This is a genomic window from Vibrio rubrogenes, from assembly GCF_059641415.1.
The window spans coordinates 1-22356 of sequence record NZ_JCARSY010000034.1 but is presented as its reverse complement, the minus strand read 5'-3'; the positions used below and the strand labels follow the sequence as shown (position 1 = coordinate 22356).

General features: G+C 46.5%; 19 protein-coding genes. 10 read left to right on the top strand and 9 right to left on the bottom strand.

Annotated elements, in window-relative coordinates:
- Positions 1–47: 47 nt before the first annotated feature.
- The gene (gene priA / locus AC55NX_RS17395; RefSeq protein WP_496996880.1) at positions 48–2252 is read right to left on the bottom strand and encodes a primosomal protein N'; all 2205 of its coding nucleotides are present in this window, start codon (positions 2250–2252) and stop codon (positions 48–50) included.
- Positions 2253–2503: 251 nt separating this feature from the next.
- Between priA and rpmE the strand changes: the two genes are divergently transcribed.
- Together rpmE and AC55NX_RS17385 are read left to right on the top strand one after the other, a co-directional pair.
- The gene (rpmE, locus tag AC55NX_RS17390; RefSeq protein ID WP_496996879.1) at positions 2504–2725 is read left to right on the top strand and encodes a 50S ribosomal protein L31; all 222 of its coding nucleotides are present in this window, start codon (positions 2504–2506) and stop codon (positions 2723–2725) included.
- A gap of 294 nt (positions 2726–3019) precedes the next feature.
- On the top strand, positions 3020–4297 hold the full coding sequence (locus tag AC55NX_RS17385) for a malic enzyme-like NAD(P)-binding protein (RefSeq protein ID WP_496996878.1): 1278 nt from the start codon (positions 3020–3022) through the stop codon (positions 4295–4297).
- A 76-nt stretch (positions 4298–4373) separates the two neighbouring features.
- Here the strand turns inward: AC55NX_RS17385 and AC55NX_RS17380 are convergent, their stop codons facing one another.
- Together AC55NX_RS17380 and metJ are read right to left on the bottom strand one after the other, a co-directional pair.
- The gene (locus tag AC55NX_RS17380; RefSeq protein WP_496996877.1) at positions 4374–5024 is read right to left on the bottom strand and encodes a glutathione S-transferase; all 651 of its coding nucleotides are present in this window, start codon (positions 5022–5024) and stop codon (positions 4374–4376) included.
- A gap of 166 nt (positions 5025–5190) precedes the next feature.
- The gene (gene metJ, locus AC55NX_RS17375; protein ID WP_059119687.1) at positions 5191–5508 is read right to left on the bottom strand and encodes a met regulon transcriptional regulator MetJ; all 318 of its coding nucleotides are present in this window, start codon (positions 5506–5508) and stop codon (positions 5191–5193) included.
- 214 nt (positions 5509–5722) lie between these two features.
- Here metJ and AC55NX_RS17370 point away from each other — a divergent pair, with 214 nt between their 5' ends.
- The 3 genes from AC55NX_RS17370 (at position 5723) to metF (ending at position 10420) form a co-directional block, all read left to right on the top strand.
- Positions 5723–6889 carry an O-succinylhomoserine (thiol)-lyase gene (locus AC55NX_RS17370; protein ID WP_496996876.1) on the top strand — a complete coding sequence of 389 codons (1167 nt, stop codon included), beginning with the start codon at positions 5723–5725 and terminating at the stop codon, positions 6887–6889.
- Positions 6889–9300, top strand: a complete 2412-nt coding sequence (locus tag AC55NX_RS17365) for a bifunctional aspartate kinase/homoserine dehydrogenase II (protein WP_496996875.1) — start codon at positions 6889–6891, stop codon at positions 9298–9300. The genes AC55NX_RS17370 and AC55NX_RS17365 overlap by 1 nt, the downstream gene beginning before the upstream one ends.
- A gap of 229 nt (positions 9301–9529) precedes the next feature.
- Entirely contained in the window at positions 9530–10420 is an 891-nt protein-coding gene (gene metF, locus AC55NX_RS17360; RefSeq protein ID WP_059119684.1) for a methylenetetrahydrofolate reductase, read from the top strand.
- Between the two features lie 131 nt (positions 10421–10551).
- On the opposite strand, the gene zapB is transcribed toward metF, so the two are convergent.
- A complete protein-coding gene (zapB, locus tag AC55NX_RS17355) occupies positions 10552–10794 on the bottom strand; it encodes a cell division protein ZapB (protein WP_038178743.1) in 243 nt (80 codons plus the stop codon).
- 318 nt (positions 10795–11112) lie between these two features.
- On the opposite strand from zapB, the gene glpX reads away from it, so the two are divergent.
- Complete coding sequence (gene glpX / locus AC55NX_RS17350) at positions 11113–12120, top strand: class II fructose-bisphosphatase (RefSeq protein WP_496996874.1); 1008 nt, start codon at positions 11113–11115, stop codon at positions 12118–12120.
- A 144-nt stretch (positions 12121–12264) separates the two neighbouring features.
- Here the strand turns inward: glpX and pfkA are convergent, their stop codons facing one another.
- Positions 12265–13227: a 6-phosphofructokinase gene (pfkA, locus tag AC55NX_RS17345; protein WP_059119682.1), complete on the bottom strand. Its 963-nt coding sequence runs from the start codon at positions 13225–13227 to the stop codon at positions 12265–12267.
- Between the two features lie 522 nt (positions 13228–13749).
- Here pfkA and AC55NX_RS17340 point away from each other — a divergent pair.
- The gene (locus AC55NX_RS17340) at positions 13750–15279 is read left to right on the top strand and encodes a M28 family metallopeptidase (protein ID WP_496996873.1); all 1530 of its coding nucleotides are present in this window, start codon (positions 13750–13752) and stop codon (positions 15277–15279) included.
- A 111-nt stretch (positions 15280–15390) separates the two neighbouring features.
- Here the strand turns inward: AC55NX_RS17340 and fieF are convergent, their stop codons facing one another.
- Both fieF and AC55NX_RS17330 read right to left on the bottom strand, forming a co-directional pair.
- A complete protein-coding gene (fieF, locus tag AC55NX_RS17335) occupies positions 15391–16302 on the bottom strand; it encodes a CDF family cation-efflux transporter FieF (RefSeq protein ID WP_496996872.1) in 912 nt (303 codons plus the stop codon).
- 260 nt (positions 16303–16562) lie between these two features.
- Positions 16563–17075 carry a Spy/CpxP family protein refolding chaperone gene (locus AC55NX_RS17330; RefSeq protein WP_496996871.1) on the bottom strand — a complete coding sequence of 171 codons (513 nt, stop codon included), beginning with the start codon at positions 17073–17075 and terminating at the stop codon, positions 16563–16565.
- Positions 17076–17295: 220 nt separating this feature from the next.
- On the opposite strand from AC55NX_RS17330, the gene AC55NX_RS17325 reads away from it, so the two are divergent.
- Positions 17296–17991 carry a response regulator gene (locus AC55NX_RS17325; protein WP_496996870.1) on the top strand — a complete coding sequence of 232 codons (696 nt, stop codon included), beginning with the start codon at positions 17296–17298 and terminating at the stop codon, positions 17989–17991.
- Positions 17991–19412, top strand: a complete 1422-nt coding sequence (gene cpxA / locus AC55NX_RS17320; protein WP_496996869.1) for an envelope stress sensor histidine kinase CpxA — start codon at positions 17991–17993, stop codon at positions 19410–19412. Before AC55NX_RS17325 ends, cpxA begins: the two co-directional genes overlap by 1 nt.
- A gap of 159 nt (positions 19413–19571) precedes the next feature.
- Here the strand turns inward: cpxA and AC55NX_RS17315 are convergent, their stop codons facing one another.
- Together AC55NX_RS17315 and AC55NX_RS17310 are read right to left on the bottom strand one after the other, a co-directional pair.
- Entirely contained in the window at positions 19572–20036 is a 465-nt protein-coding gene (locus AC55NX_RS17315; protein WP_496996868.1) for a tRNA (cytidine(34)-2'-O)-methyltransferase, read from the bottom strand.
- 53 nt (positions 20037–20089) lie between these two features.
- Positions 20090–20569 (bottom strand): FxsA family protein, encoded by a 480-nt coding sequence (locus AC55NX_RS17310; RefSeq protein ID WP_496996867.1) that lies wholly within the window; start codon positions 20567–20569, stop codon positions 20090–20092.
- A 300-nt stretch (positions 20570–20869) separates the two neighbouring features.
- On the opposite strand from AC55NX_RS17310, the gene AC55NX_RS17305 reads away from it, so the two are divergent.
- A partial coding sequence (locus AC55NX_RS17305) for a PAS domain-containing protein (protein WP_496996866.1) occupies positions 20870–22356 on the top strand: 1487 nt, incomplete at its 3' end.

Below are 22356 nucleotides of genomic sequence, written 5' to 3'. Positions count from 1 at the left end.
CGAATCAAGTCAATGACCTTCCGACTTACCGAATAGAGATCGGGGGATTATGACAAATCATGGGGTTCAACATCGAGCGACCAACGAACTTTCCCCGCGAGTGGTAAGCGCTGAATGACAGGTTTGGCACTCATCAACAGTTTTTGCATCGTCGGACGACTCATCGTTTGCATCAATAGTTGCCAGCGATATTTCCCGGCTCGTTTTGCCATCGGTGCCGGAGATGGCCCTAAAACGGCACAGGTTGCATGATCAAACAGAGGGTGGACTTCCAAGGTCTGCTTCACCTGCCTGAGAAAATCCTCGCCAAGCTCGGCTTGATTTGATTCAGCTTTAAATAAGGTTAAATAGCTGAAAGGGGGTAATAATGCCAGTTTCCGCTCATGTAACGCGCTCATGGCAAAGTGACGGTAATCCTTTTGGAGTAAGGCTTGCAGTAAACTGTGCTCCGGGTGATGTGTCTGAAGGATGACTTCACCGGGCTGACTGGCTCGTCCGGCACGCCCTGCGACCTGAATAAATAGCTGTGCCAATCGTTCGGAAGCCCGAAAATCATGGCTGTACAAAGCACTGTCAACATCCAGCAAGCCGACCAGAGTCACCCTTGGGAAATGATGACCTTTCGCCAGCATCTGTGTCCCGATTAAAATATGATATTCTCCCCGATGGACAGCATTAAGGGCGGATTCCAGCGTGCCTTTTCTGCGGGTACTGTCCCGGTCAATCCGGATGGTACGATATTGGGGGAAGATCTGCGCCAGTTGTGTTTCCAGCTGTTCAGTACCGACACCAACCGTCGCCATCTGCGTCGAACCACAATCATGGCATTGATGTAACACCGGGCGCTGAGAACCACAGTGGTGACAGCGAAGCTCCTGTGTCACCTGATGATAGGTATAACGTGCATCACAACGCTGACAATGTGCCACCCAGCCACACTCATGACACATCAGTACCGGAGCATATCCCCGTCGGTTGAGAAATAACAAAACCTGATTCCCGACCTGTAAATGCTTTCTCATTTCAGCAATCAACGGTGCTGACAACCCGCCTTCAAGATAGAGCCCTTTGACATCCAAAACCCGATTGGTAGCCGGAACGGCATCCCCCGCCCGTTGTGTCAACGTTAAATGGTGATATTTACCACTGAGCGCATTTTGTAAAGTCTCAAGTGCAGGCGTCGCTGACCCCAAAACAATAGGAATCTGTTCAAGGCTGGCACGCATGACTGCCACATCCCGCGCATGATAACGCAAGCTATCCTGCTGTTTATATGAGGCATCATGTTCTTCATCAACAATAATGATTCCCAAATCAGCAAACGGTGTAAACAACGCCGAGCGCGTGCCGATGATCACACCGGCATGACCATCCCGGGCAGACAACCATGCATTGAGTCTTTCTGTCTCATTGAGCCCGGAATGCATGACCACCACCGGCACCATAAACCGTGAGCGAAAACGCTGAATCGTTTGTGGTGTTAAACCGATTTCAGGCACCAGAACCAGCGCTTGTTTTCCTTGCTTCAGAACCGGTGCAATCAAGTTCAAATAGACTTCCGTTTTTCCGGAGCCCGTGACGCCTTCCAATAAGTAGCAACTAAATTCACGCTGGCTGTTGATCGTCGCAATTGCAACGGACTGCTCCATATTCAGTTGCGGTTTCTCATCTTCGTCTTCCAGTAATTCAGGCCACGGCTGACGCTCTGGCTTTCGGTCAATCGCTTCAATCCATCCTTTTTCCTCAAGCGTGTTCAAAACCTGACGACTGATCTCTTCATCGAGTAATGTTTGATGGCTTTGTGTGCCGTTTTCCAATAAACGTAAAACCTTCGCCTGCTGGACTGCACGGCCAAGCCCCTGCATCAGCTTATCTCGTCCGGCGGAAGTCAGACACCACTCCCGCAAGGTCGCGAAATTGGCGGCTTTTCCTTTTCTCAGTGCTGCGGGTAACGCATTTGACAAGGTATCACCGAGTGGATACTGATAATATTGGCTGCACCATGTGAATAACCGAAACAGGCTGGCTGACCAGACAGGCTGCTCGTCCAGCACGGCACGAATCGGTTTCAGCACATCGGGGCTCATTTCAGAGTTATGGCCGAGTTCGGTCACAATACCAATCAATGTCTGTCGCCCGAACGGTACGGAAACCCGTCCACCGATAACAGGCTGACAATGCGCTGGTATCAGATAGTCGAACTGTTTATCTAAAGGGACGGGTAATGCCACTCGGGCAATGGATGGATGCATATCACTGAACATCAGATGTAAAAATCATGGACAACAGTCTAATCGAAGCTCTCGTGAAATTCGAGACAGCAATGAGAATGGTGAAAATAACAGCAAAACTAGTTGATCCGCGCTCATGGATTCTTTAATATAGCGCGCCTTGATGATACGGATGCCCGTATCACAACCGATGTAAGACGATATGATTAACTGACATGTGGTGTCCGGCAACGATCCGGATAGCGACATGGCCCGATTTTTGAGGTTCTCCCATGAAAACTGGTATCCACCCAGAATACAAAGTTGTAAGCGCAACCTGTTCTTGCGGCAACGCTTTTGAATTCAGATCAACACTGAGCAAAGATTCTCTGCACTTGGATGTTTGTGACAAATGTCACCCATTCTATACAGGTAAACAACGTATCGTTGATACCGGTGGTCGTGTAGATCGCTTCAACAAGCGTTTCGGTGCGCTTAGCAGCGGTAAAAAATAATCTCTCTTCGCTGAGAATTTCAAAAAGGACACCATTCGGTGTCCTTTTTATTTTCCCCAGCCCTTTGCTACCATTCATCCCGTTGATGGTCATGGCCTATCAATGCGTCGTTATCTCAGCGACATCAACGTAATCCTTACATAAAACAGAATATACCAGCATAAACTCCTCCAACCTCTACATATTTAAGCGATTTTTAAATACATAATGCCATAATCGCCTAGGCAGATACTCGGACATCCATTAGAATGAAGTTTCTTTCCCCTATAAACATTACAACGAGACGTTACCCTTATGTCTGAAGACAATCGCCAAGATTTAACGCCTGAAGAAGCTTTTCGCCAGAAAGCTTTGGATTATCACGCCATTCCGACCGCAGGAAAAATTGCCGTCACCCTGACCAAACCGGCCGACACAGCGGCAGACTTGGCTTTAGCCTATAGTCCCGGAGTTGCCGAGCCTGTCCGTGAGATTGCGCAGGATGTCGATAATATTTACAAGTATACCGCCAAAGGAAACACTGTCGCAGTCATCTCTAACGGTACAGCCATCCTTGGATTAGGTAATCTGGGGCCGATGGCATCCAAACCTGTGATGGAAGGAAAAGCATTGCTTTTCAAACGATTCGCCGGTCTGGACTCATTCGATATTCAAGTAAAACACCGGACCATCGATGAATTCGTTGAGACTGTCGCGAATATTGCTGATACGTTTGGTGGTATTAATCTGGAAGATATCAAGGCACCGGATTGTTTTGAAATCGAACGACGTCTTATCGAACGTTGCGATGTTCCAGTCTTCCACGATGATCAACACGGCACAGCAATCGTCACGGCTGCAGGAATGCTCAATGCTATTGAGCTACAGGGAAAGGACCTGAAGGAGTGTACGATTGTTTGTCTTGGTGCCGGTGCGGCAGCTGTTGCTTGTATGGAACTGCTGATCAAATGCGGCGCCATGCGTGAAAAAATTTATATGCTCGACCGCAAAGGTGTCATTCACACGCGCCGAGATGACCTGAATGAATACAAGCAGTTATTTGCCAATAATACGGATAAGAGAACCTTGGAAGATGTGATTCAAGATGCCGATCTTTTCCTTGGTGTTTCCGGACCGAATCTGCTGCCTCCGGAAGCATTAGCTCTCATGGCTGAAAAACCGATAGTCTTTGCCTGCTCAAACCCAGATCCAGAAATTAAGCCTGAGCTGGCTTATCAAGTCCGCAACGATTTGATTATGGGAACGGGTCGTTCTGACTACCCGAATCAGGTCAACAACGTACTGTGTTTCCCGTTCATTTTCCGTGGTGCCTTGGATATTCGAGCCAGTGAAATTAACGATGAAATGAAAATCGCAGCGGTTGAAGCCATTCGCCAGCTCGCAAAAGAAGAAGTACCGGCAGAGGTTCTGAAAGCGGCCAGTGTCGATAGCCTCTCATTCGGACCCGAGTACATTATTCCAAAGCCGATGGATCCACGCCTGTTGCCCCGGGTTGCCAAAGCCGTTGCGCAGGCAGCCGTTGATTCAGGTGTTGCTCGTATTTCAATGCCTGAAGGCTATATGCAAGATTAATATGGCACGCTGGCAAGTGTCTTACTGATAAAAAAGAGGATGCACACAATGCATCCTCTTTTTTTAGCACTTTGGTTCAAGCAGGTATCTTTTGCAAGGCTTGCTGATAGCTCGCCAGATTAGCAACTTGTTTTATATATCGTTGAATATTTGGATAGCCCGACAAGTCGGCCCGCATATCGGCAAGCTGTAGTACCAGATTCATCTGAAAATCAGCGCCACTGAGCTGCTCTCCGGCAAACCATGAACGGTGCGCAAGCGTATCATCGATATAACGCAAAAAAGTAGATACACGGGGCTCAATCACAATCTGATCCATCTTGTTGAGAAAAGAACCAATCAGCGAACGCAGCAAGAATGGGAGTTTTTCTCTCGACTTGATAAAGATCAGCCGCATCACCAGCCACATCATGAAAGAACCTTCAGCGGCATGTAACCAATAGCGGTAATCCAGTAATGCCTGACCCGACTCTGGCCGGAAACGATGTTGACGGTCATAGGTATCGATCAGATATTCAATAATGGCACCTGACTCGGCAATAGTTTGTTCGCCATCAACAATCGTCGGAGACTTACCTAACGGATGAACCGCCTTCAATGTATCCGGTGCACCCCAAGTCTTTGGATCTCTACTGTAATGAACAATTTCATATTCGAGTTCGAGAGCTTCCAACAACCAGATCACACGTAATGCCCGAGACTGTTCAAGGTAGTGAACATAGATCATATCAGACGTTCCTTATCTTCAAAGGAAACAACCAGAACCTTCTGCATTGTTCCCTTTCTAAAGAGAGATTGATTTCATATTGGTTTGAGCTTAAAACAATCCCGCCAAATCAGCCAGTACACAGAAAAGAATGTTTTATCTATCTGAGAAGTCAGACACCTTCGGATTAATCATCATAAGATTCAAATTCAATCCCCATCGCGGTCATGATTGCTTTTGCTTCGGTTGGAATATCATCCGGACGATCTTTACGCAGGTCTTCATCCGTCGGCAAAGGCTGACCGGTATATGCGTGTAAAAACGCCTCACACAAAAGCTCACTATTTGTTGCATGACGTAAATTATTGATCTGGCGTCTTGTCCGTTCATCAGTCAATACTTTAAGTACTTTCAACGGAATAGAAACCGTAATTTTCTTGACCTGCTCACTTTTCTTACCATGTTCAGCATAAGGACTTATGTATTCACCATTCCAATCAGCCATTGCTTTCCCTCATTGCCCGGAACCCGTCATTATTATCAAAAAAAGTAGGTGTTAATTTTAGCTTTATTTACTGCTATAAGCAAAGACATATAGACGTCTAGAAGTATTGACGTCTCATAAAAAAATCAGTAAAGTGAGCAACCATATCCAATCTGTGTCGATTGAGATTTTCAGTCATGAACGACATTTGTCATCAAATAGGAAGGAATCACATATGAGCACTCGCAAACCTGCAACCATCGCCGTTCGAACGGGTATTGAGTCAGACACGCAGTACCATGCTGTAGTTCCGCCGATTTATCTCTCAACGAATTATGGATTTCCGGCATTCGGTGAAGTCCCGCAATATGATTATACCCGTTCCGGTAATCCGAACCGTGGACTTCTGGAACAAGCACTTTACGAACTGGAAGGTGGTCAGGGTGCGGTGATTACAAACTGCGGTACCTCAGCGCTCAATCTATGGGTCTCTGCTTTTATCGGCCCCGATGATCTCATCGTCGCGCCCAATGATTGCTATGGCGGCACGTATCGTTTATTCAATACCCGCGCCAACAAAGGCGACTTCCGGGTGCTATTCGTTGATCAATGCGACGATACCGCACTTGCTGAAGCGCTGGCCCAGAAACCCAAACTTATTTTGCTGGAAACCCCATCCAATCCGCTCGTTCGGGTTGTCGATATCGAAAAAATCTGTCAACAAGCTAAACAAGTCGGTGCTTTAGTTGCCGTTGATAATACCTTTCTGACCCCGGTCTACCAACAACCTTTATCGCTTGGTGCTGACTTTGTGATCCATTCTACGACCAAGTATATCAATGGCCACTCCGATGTGATTGGCGGTGTGATCATCAGTAAAACCAAAGAACACGCAGAACAACTCGCTTGGTGGGCCAACTGTATCGGTGCATCCGGCACACCATTCGATAGTTATATGACACTCAGAGGACTTCGCACCTTGAGTCCCAGAATGCGTAGCCATGAAGAGAGCGCTCTGAAAATTCTTGCTTACTTGCAGTCTCAAGACCTCATCGGGACGATCTATCATCCGAGCTTACCGACTCATCCCGGCCATGACATTGCGAAAAAGCAGCAAAGCGGATTTGGTTCGATGCTCAGCTTTGAATTTGCGGGAAGCTATGAAGAGCTGCAACAATTTGTCAGTCGGCTCAATCTGTTTTCATTAGCGGAGTCACTCGGCGGTGTCGAAAGTTTAATTTGTCACCCGGCGACGATGACCCACCGAGCAATGGGTGAGGAAGCGCTCCACAAAGCAGGTATCTCTCTACAACTATTACGACTATCGGTCGGCTTAGAAGATGCCGATGACTTGATTGCCGATCTGGATCAATCCCTGAATTGGATAAAGGAGAATCGTTGATGACCACCGTACGCCACCTCCATAAATTCGGAGGAAGTAGTCTGGCTGATCCGGCATGTTATCGCCGCGTGGCTCTAATTCTGAAAGAGTATTCGCAAAGTCACGATCTGGTTGTGGTCTCTGCCGCAGGCAAAACAACCAATCAACTCATTGCTTTTATTGAAAACCTAACCGTCGAGCCGCAACAGGCTCAAGAAGTTTTAGGTCAGATTCAGCAGTTTCAACGCCAGCTGATTGCAGATTTGCTCGAAGGAGAAGCCGCGCAGGCACTGACGAACCGGCTCAGTGATGAATGCATGACTCTTGCAGAACTCACTTCCCCACTGACCGCCGCCCAACAGGCCTTCGTGCTGGCTCATGGCGAAATTTGGTCATCCCGTTTAATGGCAGCGTTACTCAATCAGCAAGGATTAATGGCGATTTCACAAGACGCCAGAGCATTCTTACGCGCTCACAGAGAAACACAGCCGGAAATTGACCGTGCTCAGTCCTATCCGTTGCTCAAGGAAATTTTGGCTCAACACGGTCATCAGCGGATCGTGATCACTGGCTTTATCGCTCAAGATGAAGCCGGAGAAACGGTTCTGCTGGGTCGAAATGGTTCCGATTACTCCGCGACCATCATTGGTGCACTGGCAGAAGTAGAACGGGTAACAATTTGGAGTGATGTCGCCGGAGTCTACAGTGCTGACCCAAGAGTTGTCACTGATGCCTGCCTGCTGCCGTTACTTCGTCTGGATGAAGCCAGCGAACTGGCTCGCCTTGCCGCACCGGTTTTACACAGTCGGACATTACAGCCCGTGGCACAAAGTGCGATTGATCTGCATCTTCGGTGTAGCTATGACCCTGAAGCCGGTTCAACCCATATCGAACGGGTACTCGCTTCCGGACGGGGTGCAAAAATCATCACGTCTCTGGATGAAGTCTTGCTGATTGAGCTCAGTTTCGCGCGCGGACACGATTTTCAGCGCCTGTACAAACAGGTAATCGAGCAACTCAAGCGAGCCCAGCTCACGCCGCTTGCTTATGATAAACAAGATGACCAGTATCGCATACAGCTTGCTTACACGGCTGAAATCGCTTCTGGTGCCTTGTCTTATTTGCAAGATGCCGCTATTGAAGCAGAAATTCGTCTCAAAGAAGGCTACTCACTCGTCGCAGCCGTTGGTGCCGGAGTGACTAAAAATGCCAACCACTGTTTTGGCTTTTATCAGCAACTCAAACAGGCTCCGATTGAGTTCCTTTGTGAATCTGAATCGGAATTGAGTCTGGTCGCGATACTTCGTCAGACATCCGTAGATACGCTTGTCAGTCAACTGCATACCCACCTTTTCCAGGCGCAGAAACGTGTGGCACTCGCACTTTGTGGCAAAGGCAATATCGGTTCGAGTTGGCTCAAGCTATTCACGGAACAAAAAGCCGAGCTGGAAAAACGCCGCGGGATGAATTTTGAACTGGTCGCGGTGATCGATAGTCAGACCTACTGGTTTGATGAACACGGGATAGAACCGACAAATATCGAACACCATTTTCTTGAAGAATCCATCCCTAATGACGGTCAAGAATGGCTGCTCAAACTGGGGCAGATCCGCGGCTATGATGATGTCATCGTGCTGGATGTGACAGCCAGTGCCGAACTCGCTTCACAGTATATTCAGATCGCAGAACAAGGGATGCACCTTATTTCCGCAAACAAGGTCGCGGGTTCTTCCAGTAGTGAATACTACTATCAAGTCAAAGACTCTTTTGCAAAGATCAGCCGTCACTGGTTTTACAATGCGACGGTCGGTGCCGGTCTGCCGATTAACCATACAGTGAGAGATCTGCGGGAAAGCGGAGATGAGATTGTCGCGCTTTCCGGGATTTTCTCAGGAACACTGTCTTGGTTATTCCAGCAATATGATGGCACCGTTCCATTTAGTGAATTGGTTGATCTGGCATGGCAACAAGGCTTAACCGAGCCCGATCCGAGAAATGATCTGGATGGTTCCGACGTCATGAGAAAATTGGTGATTCTGGCGCGTGAATCCGGTCTGGATATTGAGCCCGATCAGGTCTCTGTCGAATCACTGGTCCCGGAAGAATTACAACGCCTCTCTCTGGATGACTTTCTTGATCAAAGCACTCTGCTCGACATTCAGCTTGCTGAACGTCTGGCAAAAGCGCAGCGGGAAGATAAAGTTCTGCGTTATGTCGCTCGCTTGGAGAAGTCTGGAAAAGCCTCCGTCGGTGTGGAAGCATTGCATCGGGAGCATCCATTAGCCAATCTATTACCGTGCGATAATATCTTTGCGATCGAAAGTAAATGGTATAAAGACAATCCGTTAGTGATTCGCGGTCCCGGTGCCGGGCGAGACGTCACTGCGGGCGCGATTCAGTCAGACATCAACCTACTTTCCAGCTTATTATAATAAACCCATCGTTGATCACGCATTCAATATATCAGGAGCCTTTTGGCTCCTGATTTGTTTCTAAACTATTTGTTTCTAAACTAAGAGATGTGAAAAGCCTTCATATAATCATGAATAATATTCATCTTTATATTGTTGACATGAAAAACGATTCAATAGAATATCTAGACATATAGACGTCTAAACGTCGATTACTATCCGATTAGCCATCATTCACGGGAGAGAGAAGATGGGATACTCATATGCTGGACATATTGATGCACTGAATCAAAATATTAGTGAATTATCCGGAGACATCAATGTCTCTTTTGAGTTTTTCCCGCCAAGCTCACCACAAATGGAAGAAACGCTCTGGAACTCAGTTCATCGCTTAAAAACCTTACAGCCCAAATTCGTCTCTGTCACCTACGGGGCTAACTCTGGAGAGCGAGACAGAACCCATTCCATCATTAAAGAAATCAAATCCCAGACAGGCTTAGTCGCAGCGCCTCACCTCACTTGTATTGATGCCAGTCGAGATGAATTGGCTCAAATTGCCGATGACTACTGGAACAACGGCATCGAGAACATTGTTGCGCTCCGTGGTGATATTCCACCGGGCGGCGGTAAACCGGATATGTATGCTGCTGATCTGGTCACGTTACTCAAATCCCGTCATGACTTTGATATTTCTGTCGCAGCCTTTCCTGAAGTCCACCCGGAAGCAAAAAGTGCTCAGGCTGATTTACTGAACCTCAAACGTAAAGTTGATGCCGGTGCCAATCGTGCCATCACTCAGTTTTTCTTTGATATTGAGTGTTATCTACGATTCAGGGACCGTTGTGTCAGTGCCGGCATTGATGTCGAAATCGTACCAGGTATTCTACCGGTATCCAACTTTAAACAGGCATCTCGCTTTGCCGCGCAAAACCACGTCAAAGTACCGGGATGGATGAATAAGCAATTCGACGGATTAGACGATGATCCGGTGACACGTCAGCTTGTCGGTGCAAGCCAAGCCATTGACATGGTCCGGATACTCAGTCGTGAAGGGGTGAAAGACTTTCATTTCTATACGCTGAATCGGGCAGAAATGACTTATGCATTGTGTCATACACTGGGCATCCGGCCGCAAGTATAAAACGTATTTCAAACTCTCCCGTCAAAAATGCCGACATTCTCGTCGGCATTTTTAATATCGCGTTATTTTTGATACCGCACTTGTGATATAGAAAGCTTGAACCAAATCGCTTTGAGATAGAAGGTCCAGCCTTACTCCATATCTTCCATCTTACCAAGCAAATTGCGAATGCGTTCCTGCCATGCGGTTTGCTCTTGCTGAATGTCCTGTACGCGCTGTTCCAGTTCATCACGGCTGGTTTTCAGCTGAGTCGCTTCTTCAATCAATTTCTGTTTTTCTTCTTTTAATTCTTCAACTTCCATTTGAAGGAGTGTGATTGTATCAACGGCAGTTTGAATTTTGGCTTCTAATTTCTCTAACACTTCAAAAGACATGCTTATATCCTTTACGATTCTGCGCTTGCAATAATGATTGTACCTAGTTGCTCATTCTACTCAGCCATGGCTGGAGAAACACGCTCTATATTGAATATTTTCACCATTCGATTAAAAAACCGACGTGAATTGACACAATTCTTACTTTTATTGTTCTTCGTGACGGGTTCAATCGCTCTTGAGCCCCGAAATAGCGCTGAAGATCTGAGACCGCTTTGATCAAATGCAATAATCCGCAAGCATTTCAGCAAACGTTTTCGTCGGGATATGCTAAAATTCGACGCAAATTTCTCAGTTTTCCGTCAAGATGGAGTTCACATGAAACGTGATTTAGCAATGGCCTTTTCCCGGGTGACCGAAGGTGCCGCTTTAGCCGGGTATAAATGGCTTGGGCGCGGTGATAAAAGTGCAGCGGATGGTGCAGCTGTCGAAGTCATGCGGAGTCTGTTGAATAAGACCGAGATCACGGGGGAGATTGTCATCGGAGAAGGGGAAATTGATGATGCCCCGATGCTTTATATTGGCGAGAAAGTCGGTTTGGGAGGCGATGAAGTAGATATCGCAGTTGATCCGATAGAAGGAACTCGCATGACAGCCATGGGGCAGTCGAATGCGCTCTCCGTATTGGCAGCAGCGGAAAAAGGTAGCTTTTTGAAAGCACCTGATATGTACATGGAAAAACTAGTCGTCGGGCCGGGAGCCAAAGGATGTATCGATCTCAATCAGCCTCTTAAACAGAATCTCGAACATGTCGCGCAAGCATTAGGTAAATCACTGGATAATCTGGTCGTGATTACGTTGGCTAAACCTCGTCACGAGCAAGTCATCGCAGAAATGCAACAATGGGGCGTCCGCGTATTTGCCGTGCCCGATGGTGACGTGGCAGCCTCAATTTTAACCTGTATGCCCGATAGTGAAGTGGATGTCATGTATTGTATCGGCGGCGCACCGGAAGGCGTGGTCTCTGCAGCCGTCATTCGTGCCTTAGACGGTGATATGCACGGTCGTCTTCTGCCTCGTCACGAAGTAAAAGGGGATACCGCTGAAAACCGCCAGATCGGACAGCAGGAAACTGAACGTTGTCAGCAAATGGGGGTTGAAGCCGGTAAAGTGCTGAGGATGGAAGATATGGTCCGCAGTGATAATGTGATTTTTTCCGCAACGGGAATCACCAAAGGCGACTTACTGGATGGCGTCACTCGTCAAGGGAATATAGCCGTCACCGAAACCCTGCTCATCCGCGGCAAATGCCGGACAATTCGTCGAATTCAATCGACGCATTATCTGAACAGAAAAGATCCGGAAGAACGGATGTGGATTGTCTGATATACACTATCAGTCTCTCGATATTAAACATCGAGAGACTCTCATCAGAAGAGACTCCCGTTAACCAAAAGAATCCGACTTAATATCCGATACAAAAAAAGACCGCACACTGCGGTCTTTATTAATATGTGCTACGAAAAAACCTTAAAACAGTTCTTCAGCAACTTTATACAAATCTTTGCGGACAGGACGCTTCATATTCTCGATCGCATCGATGATATCGTGGTGAACCAGATCTTCTTTCTGAATACCGACACAACGACCACCATGACCTTCCAGCAGAAGATGAACCGCATAGTTCCCCATACGAGACGCTAAAACACGGTCAAACGCTGTTGGACGACCACCACGCTGAATATGACCAAGCACAGTTGCTCGTGTTTCACGTTTTGTCGCTTCTTCAATCTTCTTGGCCAGAACATTGGCATCCATCATCAGCTCAGTCAACGCAATGATGGCATGTTTTTTACCTTTCGCGATGCCGTCTTTCAGATTGGAAATCAGCTCATCCATATTCAATCCCGTCTCCGGGGTAATGATATATTCACATCCACCAGCGATGGCTGACATGAGTGTTAAATCACCACAATGACGTCCCATGATTTCAACAATAGAAATCCGTTGATGAGATGATGATGTATCGCGCAAGCGGTCGATGGCATCAATGACGGTATTCAAAGCGGTCAGATAACCAATAGTATAATCGGTGCCGGCAATATCATTATCAATCGTGCCTGGCAGGCCGATACATGGATATCCCATCTCTGTCAGCTTCTTGGCTCCCATGTAAGAACCATCACCACCGATGACAACCAGCGCCTCGATACCATGCTTCTTCAGATTCTCAATCGCTTTTTCACGAACGTGAACCTCTTTAAATTCAGGAAAACGAGCTGAACCAAGGAATGTACCACCTCGGTTAATCACGTCAGAAACACTCGAACGCTCTAAGCGAGCAATCCGGTCTTCATAAAGCCCCAGATAGCCATCATAGATGCCGAAAACTTCTAAACCAGCGCCTAATGCAGTGCGTACAACGCCACGAATCGCAGCGTTCATCCCTGGAGCATCGCCGCCACTTGTTAATATCCCGATCTTTTTAATCATGCTCACCCTCTAAAATATTGGGAATGTCATTCTAATAGATAGTTGTATCCGGTTGTTTATGTCAAAACAAACCGATCTTCTCAGCACATCATGTCACTTTTTTTGCAAAGTTACTCGATCTTTTTTTGCACTGAAGATTAAGTGTTCATATTGTGGATGAGTATTGCAATTTTGTCATTACTCTTTGTTGATTCACATCAGGGTATAGTTTTTTTCTTATGCGAATCAACAATAGTAACAGCCAATATTGAAGACAAAATAATCTAAAAAATCACGGCCCTCCCCTGATAACAGGATTTCCGGCAGGTCATATTTCCCTCACATTTGCATAATCATTTACATAAATATAAATAATGTAAACATTTATTAACATTCTTATGCTCACTGTTGTTTACATTATGGTTATGAATTAATTTGCATTGATTCATCCCTAATCTTGCTTTGTTTTGTTAGTTTAGTAACGCTGGCCTTTAAGGCCTTTTACCACTCAGATCAAGCGCCTACGATAGGGAGATCAGGATAATGAAATACACGAAAACCAGTCTGGCCGTCATACTGACACTGTTCAGTACATCGCTCATTGCGGCAGAAAATTTGCAGACTGACGACAACAAAGTCTGGATATCGATTGGCGCGGATGCAAAAGGTACGCTGCTGGAATCTGTCACTCAACCGATTCAGACTCAATCTATTGTTGATAATCCTCTTGTTTGGGTTGGACAAGTTGATCAACAAGATCTTGCAGAGCTATCGCACAACATGCATGAAGAACATCACCGTTGCGGCGGTTATATTGTTCATGATTCCAAACAAAGTGCTGTTGAAGCGAGCCGGGTGCCATTAACCAGCAGTTCATTTGCTGCGGTTGGCATTCATCAACAAGATATTGTCAAACCGTTGATCCCACTCATCAGCGCGGAGCAAATTACCGATACAATCACCAGCTTATCGGACTTTACGAATCGCTTCTATACGACCCTCACCGGGGCACAAGCCTCTAACTGGATTGCCAATGAATGGCGAGGTTTAGCCTCCGCATGGCGCGATGCCTCCGTTCAGCAGGTGAGCCACTCAGGTTATCAGCAGAAATCCGTTATTTTAACCATTCGAGGCTCGGAAAAACCCGACGAAATCGTAGTCATTGGCGGTCATCTGGATTCCACAATAGGTTCAGGAACCAACGCTCAAAGCGTTGCTCCCGGTGCGGATGATGATGCATCAGGCATCGCCAGTGTGACTGAAATCATCAGGGTACTGGCAGAAAACAACTTTCAACCGAAACGTACCGTTGCTTTCATGGCTTATGCGGCAGAAGAAGTTGGGTTACGCGGCTCTCAGGATATCGCCAACCAATATAAGAATGACGGCAAAAACGTGCTTTCCGCCCTCCAGTTGGACATGACAAACTATCCCGGTTCTGCTGAAGATATTGTCTTCATGACCGATTATACCGACAGCAACCTGAATACATTCTTGGCACAGCTGCTCGATGAATATCTCCCCAGCCTGAAATACGGCTTTGACCGATGTGGTTATGGCTGCTCGGATCACGCATCATGGCATGGTGCCGGATATCCTGCATCGATGCCTTTCGAAGCAAAATTCGCTGAATACAACCCGAATATTCATACTCCACGGGATACGCTCTCCAATTCTGACCGTGAAGGAAAGCACGCACAAAAATTTGCCCGGCTCGGCCTCGCCTATATTGTAGAAATGGCAAATTCAACCGTGGAACAACCACAGGAGCCGGTTTTGAAGGTCGGTCAGCCACTGACCGGGTTAAGTGGACAGGCATCAGGCCAAAGCTGGTATACATTCGAACTGACTGAATCCCGATCTTTTACGATCTCGATGTCGGGCGGCCAAGGTGATGCCGACCTTTATGTGAAGTACGGTGCGAAAGCAGGAACCCGTTCTTATGATTGCCGTCCTTACAAAGCGGGGAATAATGAGTCATGCTCGTTTGATCGCGCAGCTGCGGGGACTTACTCAATCATGCTACGCGGTTATTCTGACTATTCGGGCATTAGGCTAGAAGCTAAGTTCTGATATCGGAAAAGAAAGTCATCCAGATAACCTGAAACACAGCTTTCAGGTTATCTGCTTCTCAACGGATGTGATACCAATACACGACCTCAGTCAGCATGTCTCTGCCATTCATTACGACCATTCTGCCACTTTTTGCTCATATTCTGATTTCAGGATCACAGAATAAGGGTCTTGGTGAACAAGCACATCGGAACCGGGGAACTGCGCCAGTAATAACGCTTCAACCTGATCAGAAATCTCATGTGCCTGAATCAGCGGTAAATGATCATCTAATTCCAGATGAAGCTGAATAAAACGAACGGGACCGGACATTCGCGTGCGTAATCCATGAATCCCTAATACCCCGTCAACGGATAAACTCAACTGACGAATGTGACTGATTTCTTCATCCGGCAGTTTGCGATCCAATAACGTCTGAATTGCTTCGTGAATGATCTGGTAGGCACTATATAAAATATAAACACCTATCCCGACGGCAAAAATCGCATCGGCTTGGGTCACCCCTTGCCAGCTCATTGCTAATGCGATCATAATCGCAATATTCATCCATAAATCAGACTGATAGTGCAAGGAGTCCGCAGCAATCGCCTGACTCCCTGTTTTACGAACCACATATTTTTGATACCGAACCAACAGGAAGGTCACCACTATCGCCAGCGCACTGACATAAATCCCAAGCTCCGGTGTTTGTAGCGGCTGAGGCCGGAAGAAACGGTCAACCCCGTTGAGCAGCAGAAAGCAGGCGGAGCCCGAAATAAACATCGCCTGTGCCAGTGCAGCCAAAGATTCTGCTTTTCCGTGACCAAATGTATGTTCCCGATCCGCCGGCTGAAGCGCATAACGAACCACCCAAAGATTGACCACCGATGCAGCAATATCCAGCAAAGAGTCAATTACCGACGCGAGTAAACTGACTGAGCCGGTATGCCACCAAACAAACATTTTAATTATCAGCAGCGTCATCGCGACAATGGTCGCACTCCATGCTGCTGATTTCACTAAACGAATATAATTTGTGTGCATCAAAAAACTCTGAATGAATGTCATCACTGATGATTAACTATATAACGAAATCAGCTTCATTGCAGGTGGTTTATTCATCGACAGGTAAGATAATTGACTGATTTTCAACATGAAAGTGATAATAATTATTGATAGTAGTTGCAAGAAAGAGGCGCATCACTGTCACCTCTTTCTTCACTGACGTCATTGGTCTTACACAACGCTATCCAATAACATGCTGTTTTCACAATGCTCACGACTCAACAATCGCGGATGCTACCCTACCATTGGTTCATCATGAAGCCAGGGCCATTACCGCCACCACCGCTTTGACCGGGTCCGGTCATATTGTTGTAAGGCCTTTCTTGAAACATTTTTTGCCATTGTTGTTGTTGTTCTGGAGTCAAAATACTCAGCATGTCATGCCGTTGACGCATCATCTCTACAAATCCGTCAACGCGCGCATTTTCCATTTTGCCAGCCAGTTTCTGAGCGGCTTGCTCATCAAAATTTTTTGCCGTTACAATCGATACCATCTTTTGATGAAAATCTTGCATCCGGGCCTGCCTTTGCTCCCAATGTTTTTGTCGCAGTGCTGTCAGTTGATTTTGCTGTTCCGATGTAAGGTTAAATGATCGCAACATCCCACGGGGATCATAACGTTGGCATTCAAAACGTTGATTCCCCCAATAACCACCGCCATGATGGTTCTGGTATCCGGCAAAAACAGTCATACTGCCGAGTGTTAACGGGAGAACAACTGCTGCCAATATTACTTTTGTTAAAGTACTCATCTCTGTTACCTCTTGGTGGACAGACTGAATCATCATCAGCCTTTCGTGTATCAGTAAATTAAGCTTATATTCTGTAAGGTCAACTGGTGTATAGCATCGGTAAAAGAGTGTAAATGAGGCACCAAACGATCTTTATCCGTGAATTTTAAAGGTAAACTATTGGTAAAAGTCACCGGCTTGCAAAGACAACATATTCATAGAACACAGCGGAGAACAACTGATGCCCCATATCCTAATCATTGATGATGATACTGAGTTAACCGCACTACTCAACGAAGTGCTTAGCTTTGAAGGATTCAGTGTTGCAGAAGCCCATGATGGGGAAGCTGGTCTAAACATGCTGGACGAACAGACAGACATCGTCTTATTGGATGTCATGATGCCCAAACTGAATGGGACAGAAACGCTGAAAAAAATCCGTTCCTCTTCTCAATATGCTCAAACACCTGTACTCATGCTGACCGCCAAAGGCGAAGAAATCGATCGGGTAATCGGTCTTGAACTTGGTGCTGATGACTATCTGCCAAAGCCGTTCAGTGACCGGGAACTACTGGCGCGAATTCGTGCCATTCTCCGTCGCACCCAACAAGCACCGGTTCATAAATCGAGTGAAGTGATCAAGTGTGAGGACTTACGCCTCTACCCCAAAAAACAAGAAGCGTACTGCAACGATGAACTGCTTGAGTTAACCACCACAGAATTTGCACTACTCACACACTTTGTTCAGCATCCGGGAGAGGCGCTCACGAAAGAGACCCTGAGTCTGGACGTGCTTGGTAAACGACTGGCGGCATTTGACCGCGCCATTGATATGCATGTCTCCAACCTGAGGAAAAAACTCCCGGCCCGTCATGATGGTCGGGAGAGAATCAAAACACTGCGCGGACGCGGCTACCTGATGATTACGGAGGACTAATGCATCTTCCCAAGTTAAACAGCCTCTATGGTCGGATTTTTGCCATTTTCTGGTTCACGATGTTCCTGATTTTGATCGTTGTGCTTTTGCTGCCGAATCTTGACCCGAGAAAAGCCAGAGATTTACCCGATTCGGAGCGTCAACGTCTGTCCGCAATCAAAGAGAACCTTGAAACCAGATTTGCCGGGGAGCAAAACCTCACTATTATTCTCAGAACGTTATCTGCCCGGTTTATCCGCCCCCCTCGACACAATATGCATTCTCAACCACTCCGGGATAATCCGGACAAGCCTTATCTGTTTCTGACCGATATGGCAGATAACATTCTGATGGTTAATGGCAATCAGATGATCAACAGCCGGATTCTCCAAAATTTTCTCACCGGCATCGAATCGGCCGAACAACCTCAGCAACGCCTGTACGGCCATTTTCTGATGACAGGCCCGATGCCGATTCATCTTGCCCAGCAGCCGTTGTTACTCTACGTCGCCTTCCCTGACAATCAACTGCCACCATTTTTTATTCGCTTGCTGGACCACCCGATTTCTCTGTTATTGGTGGTCATGTTGATTAGTACACCGTTACTGCTCTGGCTGGCATGGGCATTAAGCCAACCGGCTCAAAAGCTGGCTCAGGCATCACAACGTGTTGCTCAAGGCGAGTTTCAGGTTGATCGCTCCCTAGAACAGGGAACCACTGAGTTTCGTCAAGCCGGGCAGAGCTTTAACCATATGGTCGAAGCCGTTAATGAAATGATTTCAGGACAGCAACGGCTTTTATCCGATATTTCTCATGAACTTCGTTCACCGCTGACCCGTTTAAGGATGGCAACAGCACTCGCCAATCGCAAACAAGGGACAAGCCCTGAACTGGAAAGAATTGATACCGAAGCCCAACGTTTGGAACAGATGATTGGCGAGCTGTTGGAACTGTCCAGAATGCAGCTCAACAGTCACTCAAGTCAAGAGACCCAACCCCTGTCCAGTTTATGGGAAGCTTTGCTTGAAGATGCCGTCTTCGAAGCAGAACAGATGGTCAAGACGCTTACCTATTCAGCAATTCCGGAGCGACGGATATCGGGCAACCCACAACAGCTTATGAGTGCTGTCGAAAATATCGTGCGTAACGCGATCTACTACAGCAAAGATCATATTCGGGTAACCTTTAGTGACACACCACAGCAGTTGACCCTCTGTGTCGAAGATAATGGCGAAGGTGTGCCGGATGATGAATTCGCTAACATATTTCGGCCGTTCTATCGCGTTTCAACCACAAGAGAACGCCACAGCGGAGGGACTGGACTGGGGCTCGCCATTACCGAAAATGCCGTCCGCCAACATCGTGGCACGATTCAAGCCAGTCGCAGCGCAATGGGCGGACTGATGATTACCATCACACTGCCCTTAGATACATCAACCTAATAGTCTCGGTTTGTGCTGCTCGATCAAGCCAAAACTAAAAGGCCTGACTCCGATTGAATATCGAAATCAGGCCTTACAAGCCGCTTAACAGAAACGTCCGACTTTATGGGGCCGCTTCATCTGGCCGACTTTCAGAATTGTGAAAGATTTGGTCATGAATTACTTCCCGCCGGGGAAGCCGAGTTGACGCCACGCTTCGTAGCTTACAACAGCTACAGAATTAGAGAGATTCATGCTACGCGCGTTAGGCAGCATGGGGATCCGGATTCTGCGGTCTTCAGGGAAACCATTGCGGATGTCATCCGGTAAACCAGCTGTCTCAGATCCAAATAGCAATACATCGCCAGCTTGATAGGTTGGCTCATCATGAGGTCTGGAACCTTTGGTCGTCAGTGCGAAGATTCGTTGATCACCAATCGCAGCTAAAAATGTTTCGTAGTTCGGGTGGACACTCACCTTCGCCATATCTCGGTAATCGAGTGCTGCTCGGCGCAGGTTTTTTTCTTCAAGATCAAACCCTAACGGCTCGATCAGGTGAAGATGACAACCATTGTTGGTTGATAACCGAATGATGTTCCCCGTATTTTGGGCAATATTCGGACAATATAATGCAATGTGAAACATGAAATTGACGCCTATTTTTTTATTTTTAGTGATTTTCTAAATGCCGTTGTACGTTAATTCAATTTATCATGATCGTCATCGTCGTCTTTGCGATCATATTCACCTTCGTACGTGTTGCCGCGATGAGATTGCCGATCATGAGGTCCTTCGGGACCGAATGGCTGTTGGACATTTCCTTGAATGACGACTTTATCCATCAGTTTACGTGCCAGCATCGCGCGCGGTCCCGGAAGCAGAACAAACATCCCCATCAGATCCGTCATAAAGCCCGGAGTCAATAACAGTACCCCGGCAACCGCCAGCAGCACCCCTTCCAGAATTTGTTGAGCCGGTAGTTCGCCATCCTGAAGTCGCTGTTGCATAGTCAGCAGGGTTTGTAATCCCTGACTTCGTACCAAAGATGCCCCGACAAACGCAGTGATCAACACCAAACCGATGGTCGGCCACAATCCCAGATACCCACCAACCTGAATAAATAAACCAATCTCAATGATTGGAACTGCAATAAACAAAAATAAGATTAGGGGAAACACAGCGCCTCCTGTTATAGATCAGCAATCCTGTCGAGTGTAACGAAATCTATCCATAAAACCGACCCCTGTGTTTCACTTCCTTACTATTTTTGAAAGCGCTTCTGCTCGAAATCCGCCCACTGGCAGATTTTCCAAGAAAAATGGGAGATAACACTTTGTCACGGGGATTTTCCACCAGTCTGTTTTACCAACAGAATTAGTCAAAGTAGCCAGATAATCACCAAAAACAGCCCATACTCTCTGGTATCCTCGCTGATCCTGATCTAAGTTTTAAGAAATAAATAGTCAGTTAGTGGCATAATGAAAAGAGCAAGAAGAACCATCAGAAAGATAATATTCATATGGCTATGTCTATCCGTAATCCCTTTCGGATACTACCTCCACCTCAGCCATGAAGCCCATCAGTTTTTTGTTCAACAGCTCAAAACACAGAGTCAACAATATCTTGAACATGTTGAAGCCAAAGCGACCCAACTGAGTAAGCTCATCCAACAAAATTTTGCACAACTGAGCCAATCTCCCCTGCTCCTCGACTTCGCAAAAACAGGCAATCCGACCTATCGTAATTATCTTAAAAATCAATGGTATCTGACTGCTGCGAATGTCGAATTTTTTTACCAGTTACGTTACCTCGATCATCAAGGGAAAGAAATCATCCGTGTCGATTATACACCGCAGATGAGTCAACCCTATATTGTTCCGGACAATGCGTTACAGTATAAAGGGAAACGAGATTATTTTTATTACGCACAACGACTCGCTTCAGGAGAGCAGGGTTATTTCGGTATCGATCTGGAACGAGAATTCGGCCAAATCGTAACCCCATACAAACCGGGATTTCGCATGATCTATCCAATCGATTATGATCAACGACGCTTGGGTTATTTCATTGCTAATCTTGAAGTATTAGGCATTATCAAAAATATCACAGCCAATGATCTCGGCTACTCGGTTGATTTTATTGATAAGAGTGGGTACTACATTCTTAGTAATCATAAAAATAAACTCTTTGGCCGGCTGCTCAAAGAGCGGGAAAACATCAACCTTGCTTATGAGAATCCCAAATTATGGGAATATATTCATCAAACACCCTATCAATCCGGCAGCCTCCAAACCGATGATGGTTTATATGTATTTCAACCATTTCAGGCTTCACTATTCGGTAATAGTCATGATATGACACTGCTGACGATGTATCCGCAGAACCTCATTAAGCAAGGCTTTGCTCAGAGAGATGAAGAAATCCAGATGACCGTCATTATGTTGTTGCTCTTCTTCGGCATTATTGCCGGTTTTTTTGCCCTACTATGGGAAAGTTATTTAATCAACCGGCTGGAACAAACGTTCAATCAGGTTGTGCTCGATAACAGTGTTGCAGTCGCTCTAACCAACGCGCACCATATCATTCTTCGGGCCAATATACGTTTCTGTGAGCTTTTTGGCACCGAACAGTCTGAAATCCAAGGGAAAAATATTCTCGATTTACAACCTGCCAAAGCAAAGTACCAAAATATTCTCAGACAACTCAAAACGAGTGGCGAATGGCAAGGCCAGGTGCGGATCGGTAATGAAGAGCCACCTCATGTCTGTAAAGTTGAAGTCCGGGCTCTTGAAGGTTCCATCAGACAGATCAGTCATTATGTGTATTCATTCAGTGATATCTCTGAGCACTATAACGCGATTTTAGAACTCAAAGAGAAGAATGAACGGGATATCATGACCGGACTGTGGAATAAGAAAAAATTCAACCAAACGTTACTGCACTATTCAAGATTGCAGGAACGATA

What these genes read in the sequence shown, in the direction of transcription:
- priA (WP_496996880.1), bottom strand. Translation starts at nt 2,252, where the DNA reads ATGCATCCATCCATTGCCCGAGTGGCATTACCCGTCCCTTTAGATAAA.
- rpmE (WP_496996879.1), top strand. Translation starts at nt 2,504, where the DNA reads ATGAAAACTGGTATCCACCCAGAATACAAAGTTGTAAGCGCAACCTGT.
- AC55NX_RS17385 (WP_496996878.1), top strand. Translation starts at nt 3,020, where the DNA reads ATGTCTGAAGACAATCGCCAAGATTTAACGCCTGAAGAAGCTTTTCGC.
- AC55NX_RS17380 (WP_496996877.1), bottom strand. Translation starts at nt 5,024, where the DNA reads ATGATCTATGTTCACTACCTTGAACAGTCTCGGGCATTACGTGTGATC.
- metJ (WP_059119687.1), bottom strand. Translation starts at nt 5,508, where the DNA reads ATGGCTGATTGGAATGGTGAATACATAAGTCCTTATGCTGAACATGGT.
- AC55NX_RS17370 (WP_496996876.1), top strand. Translation starts at nt 5,723, where the DNA reads ATGAGCACTCGCAAACCTGCAACCATCGCCGTTCGAACGGGTATTGAG.
- AC55NX_RS17365 (WP_496996875.1), top strand. Translation starts at nt 6,889, where the DNA reads ATGACCACCGTACGCCACCTCCATAAATTCGGAGGAAGTAGTCTGGCT.
- metF (WP_059119684.1), top strand. Translation starts at nt 9,530, where the DNA reads ATGGGATACTCATATGCTGGACATATTGATGCACTGAATCAAAATATT.
- zapB (WP_038178743.1), bottom strand. Translation starts at nt 10,794, where the DNA reads ATGTCTTTTGAAGTGTTAGAGAAATTAGAAGCCAAAATTCAAACTGCC.
- glpX (WP_496996874.1), top strand. Translation starts at nt 11,113, where the DNA reads ATGAAACGTGATTTAGCAATGGCCTTTTCCCGGGTGACCGAAGGTGCC.
- pfkA (WP_059119682.1), bottom strand. Translation starts at nt 13,227, where the DNA reads ATGATTAAAAAGATCGGGATATTAACAAGTGGCGGCGATGCTCCAGGG.
- AC55NX_RS17340 (WP_496996873.1), top strand. Translation starts at nt 13,750, where the DNA reads ATGAAATACACGAAAACCAGTCTGGCCGTCATACTGACACTGTTCAGT.
- fieF (WP_496996872.1), bottom strand. Translation starts at nt 16,302, where the DNA reads ATGCACACAAATTATATTCGTTTAGTGAAATCAGCAGCATGGAGTGCG.
- AC55NX_RS17330 (WP_496996871.1), bottom strand. Translation starts at nt 17,075, where the DNA reads ATGAGTACTTTAACAAAAGTAATATTGGCAGCAGTTGTTCTCCCGTTA.
- AC55NX_RS17325 (WP_496996870.1), top strand. Translation starts at nt 17,296, where the DNA reads ATGCCCCATATCCTAATCATTGATGATGATACTGAGTTAACCGCACTA.
- cpxA (WP_496996869.1), top strand. Translation starts at nt 17,991, where the DNA reads ATGCATCTTCCCAAGTTAAACAGCCTCTATGGTCGGATTTTTGCCATT.
- AC55NX_RS17315 (WP_496996868.1), bottom strand. Translation starts at nt 20,036, where the DNA reads ATGTTTCACATTGCATTATATTGTCCGAATATTGCCCAAAATACGGGG.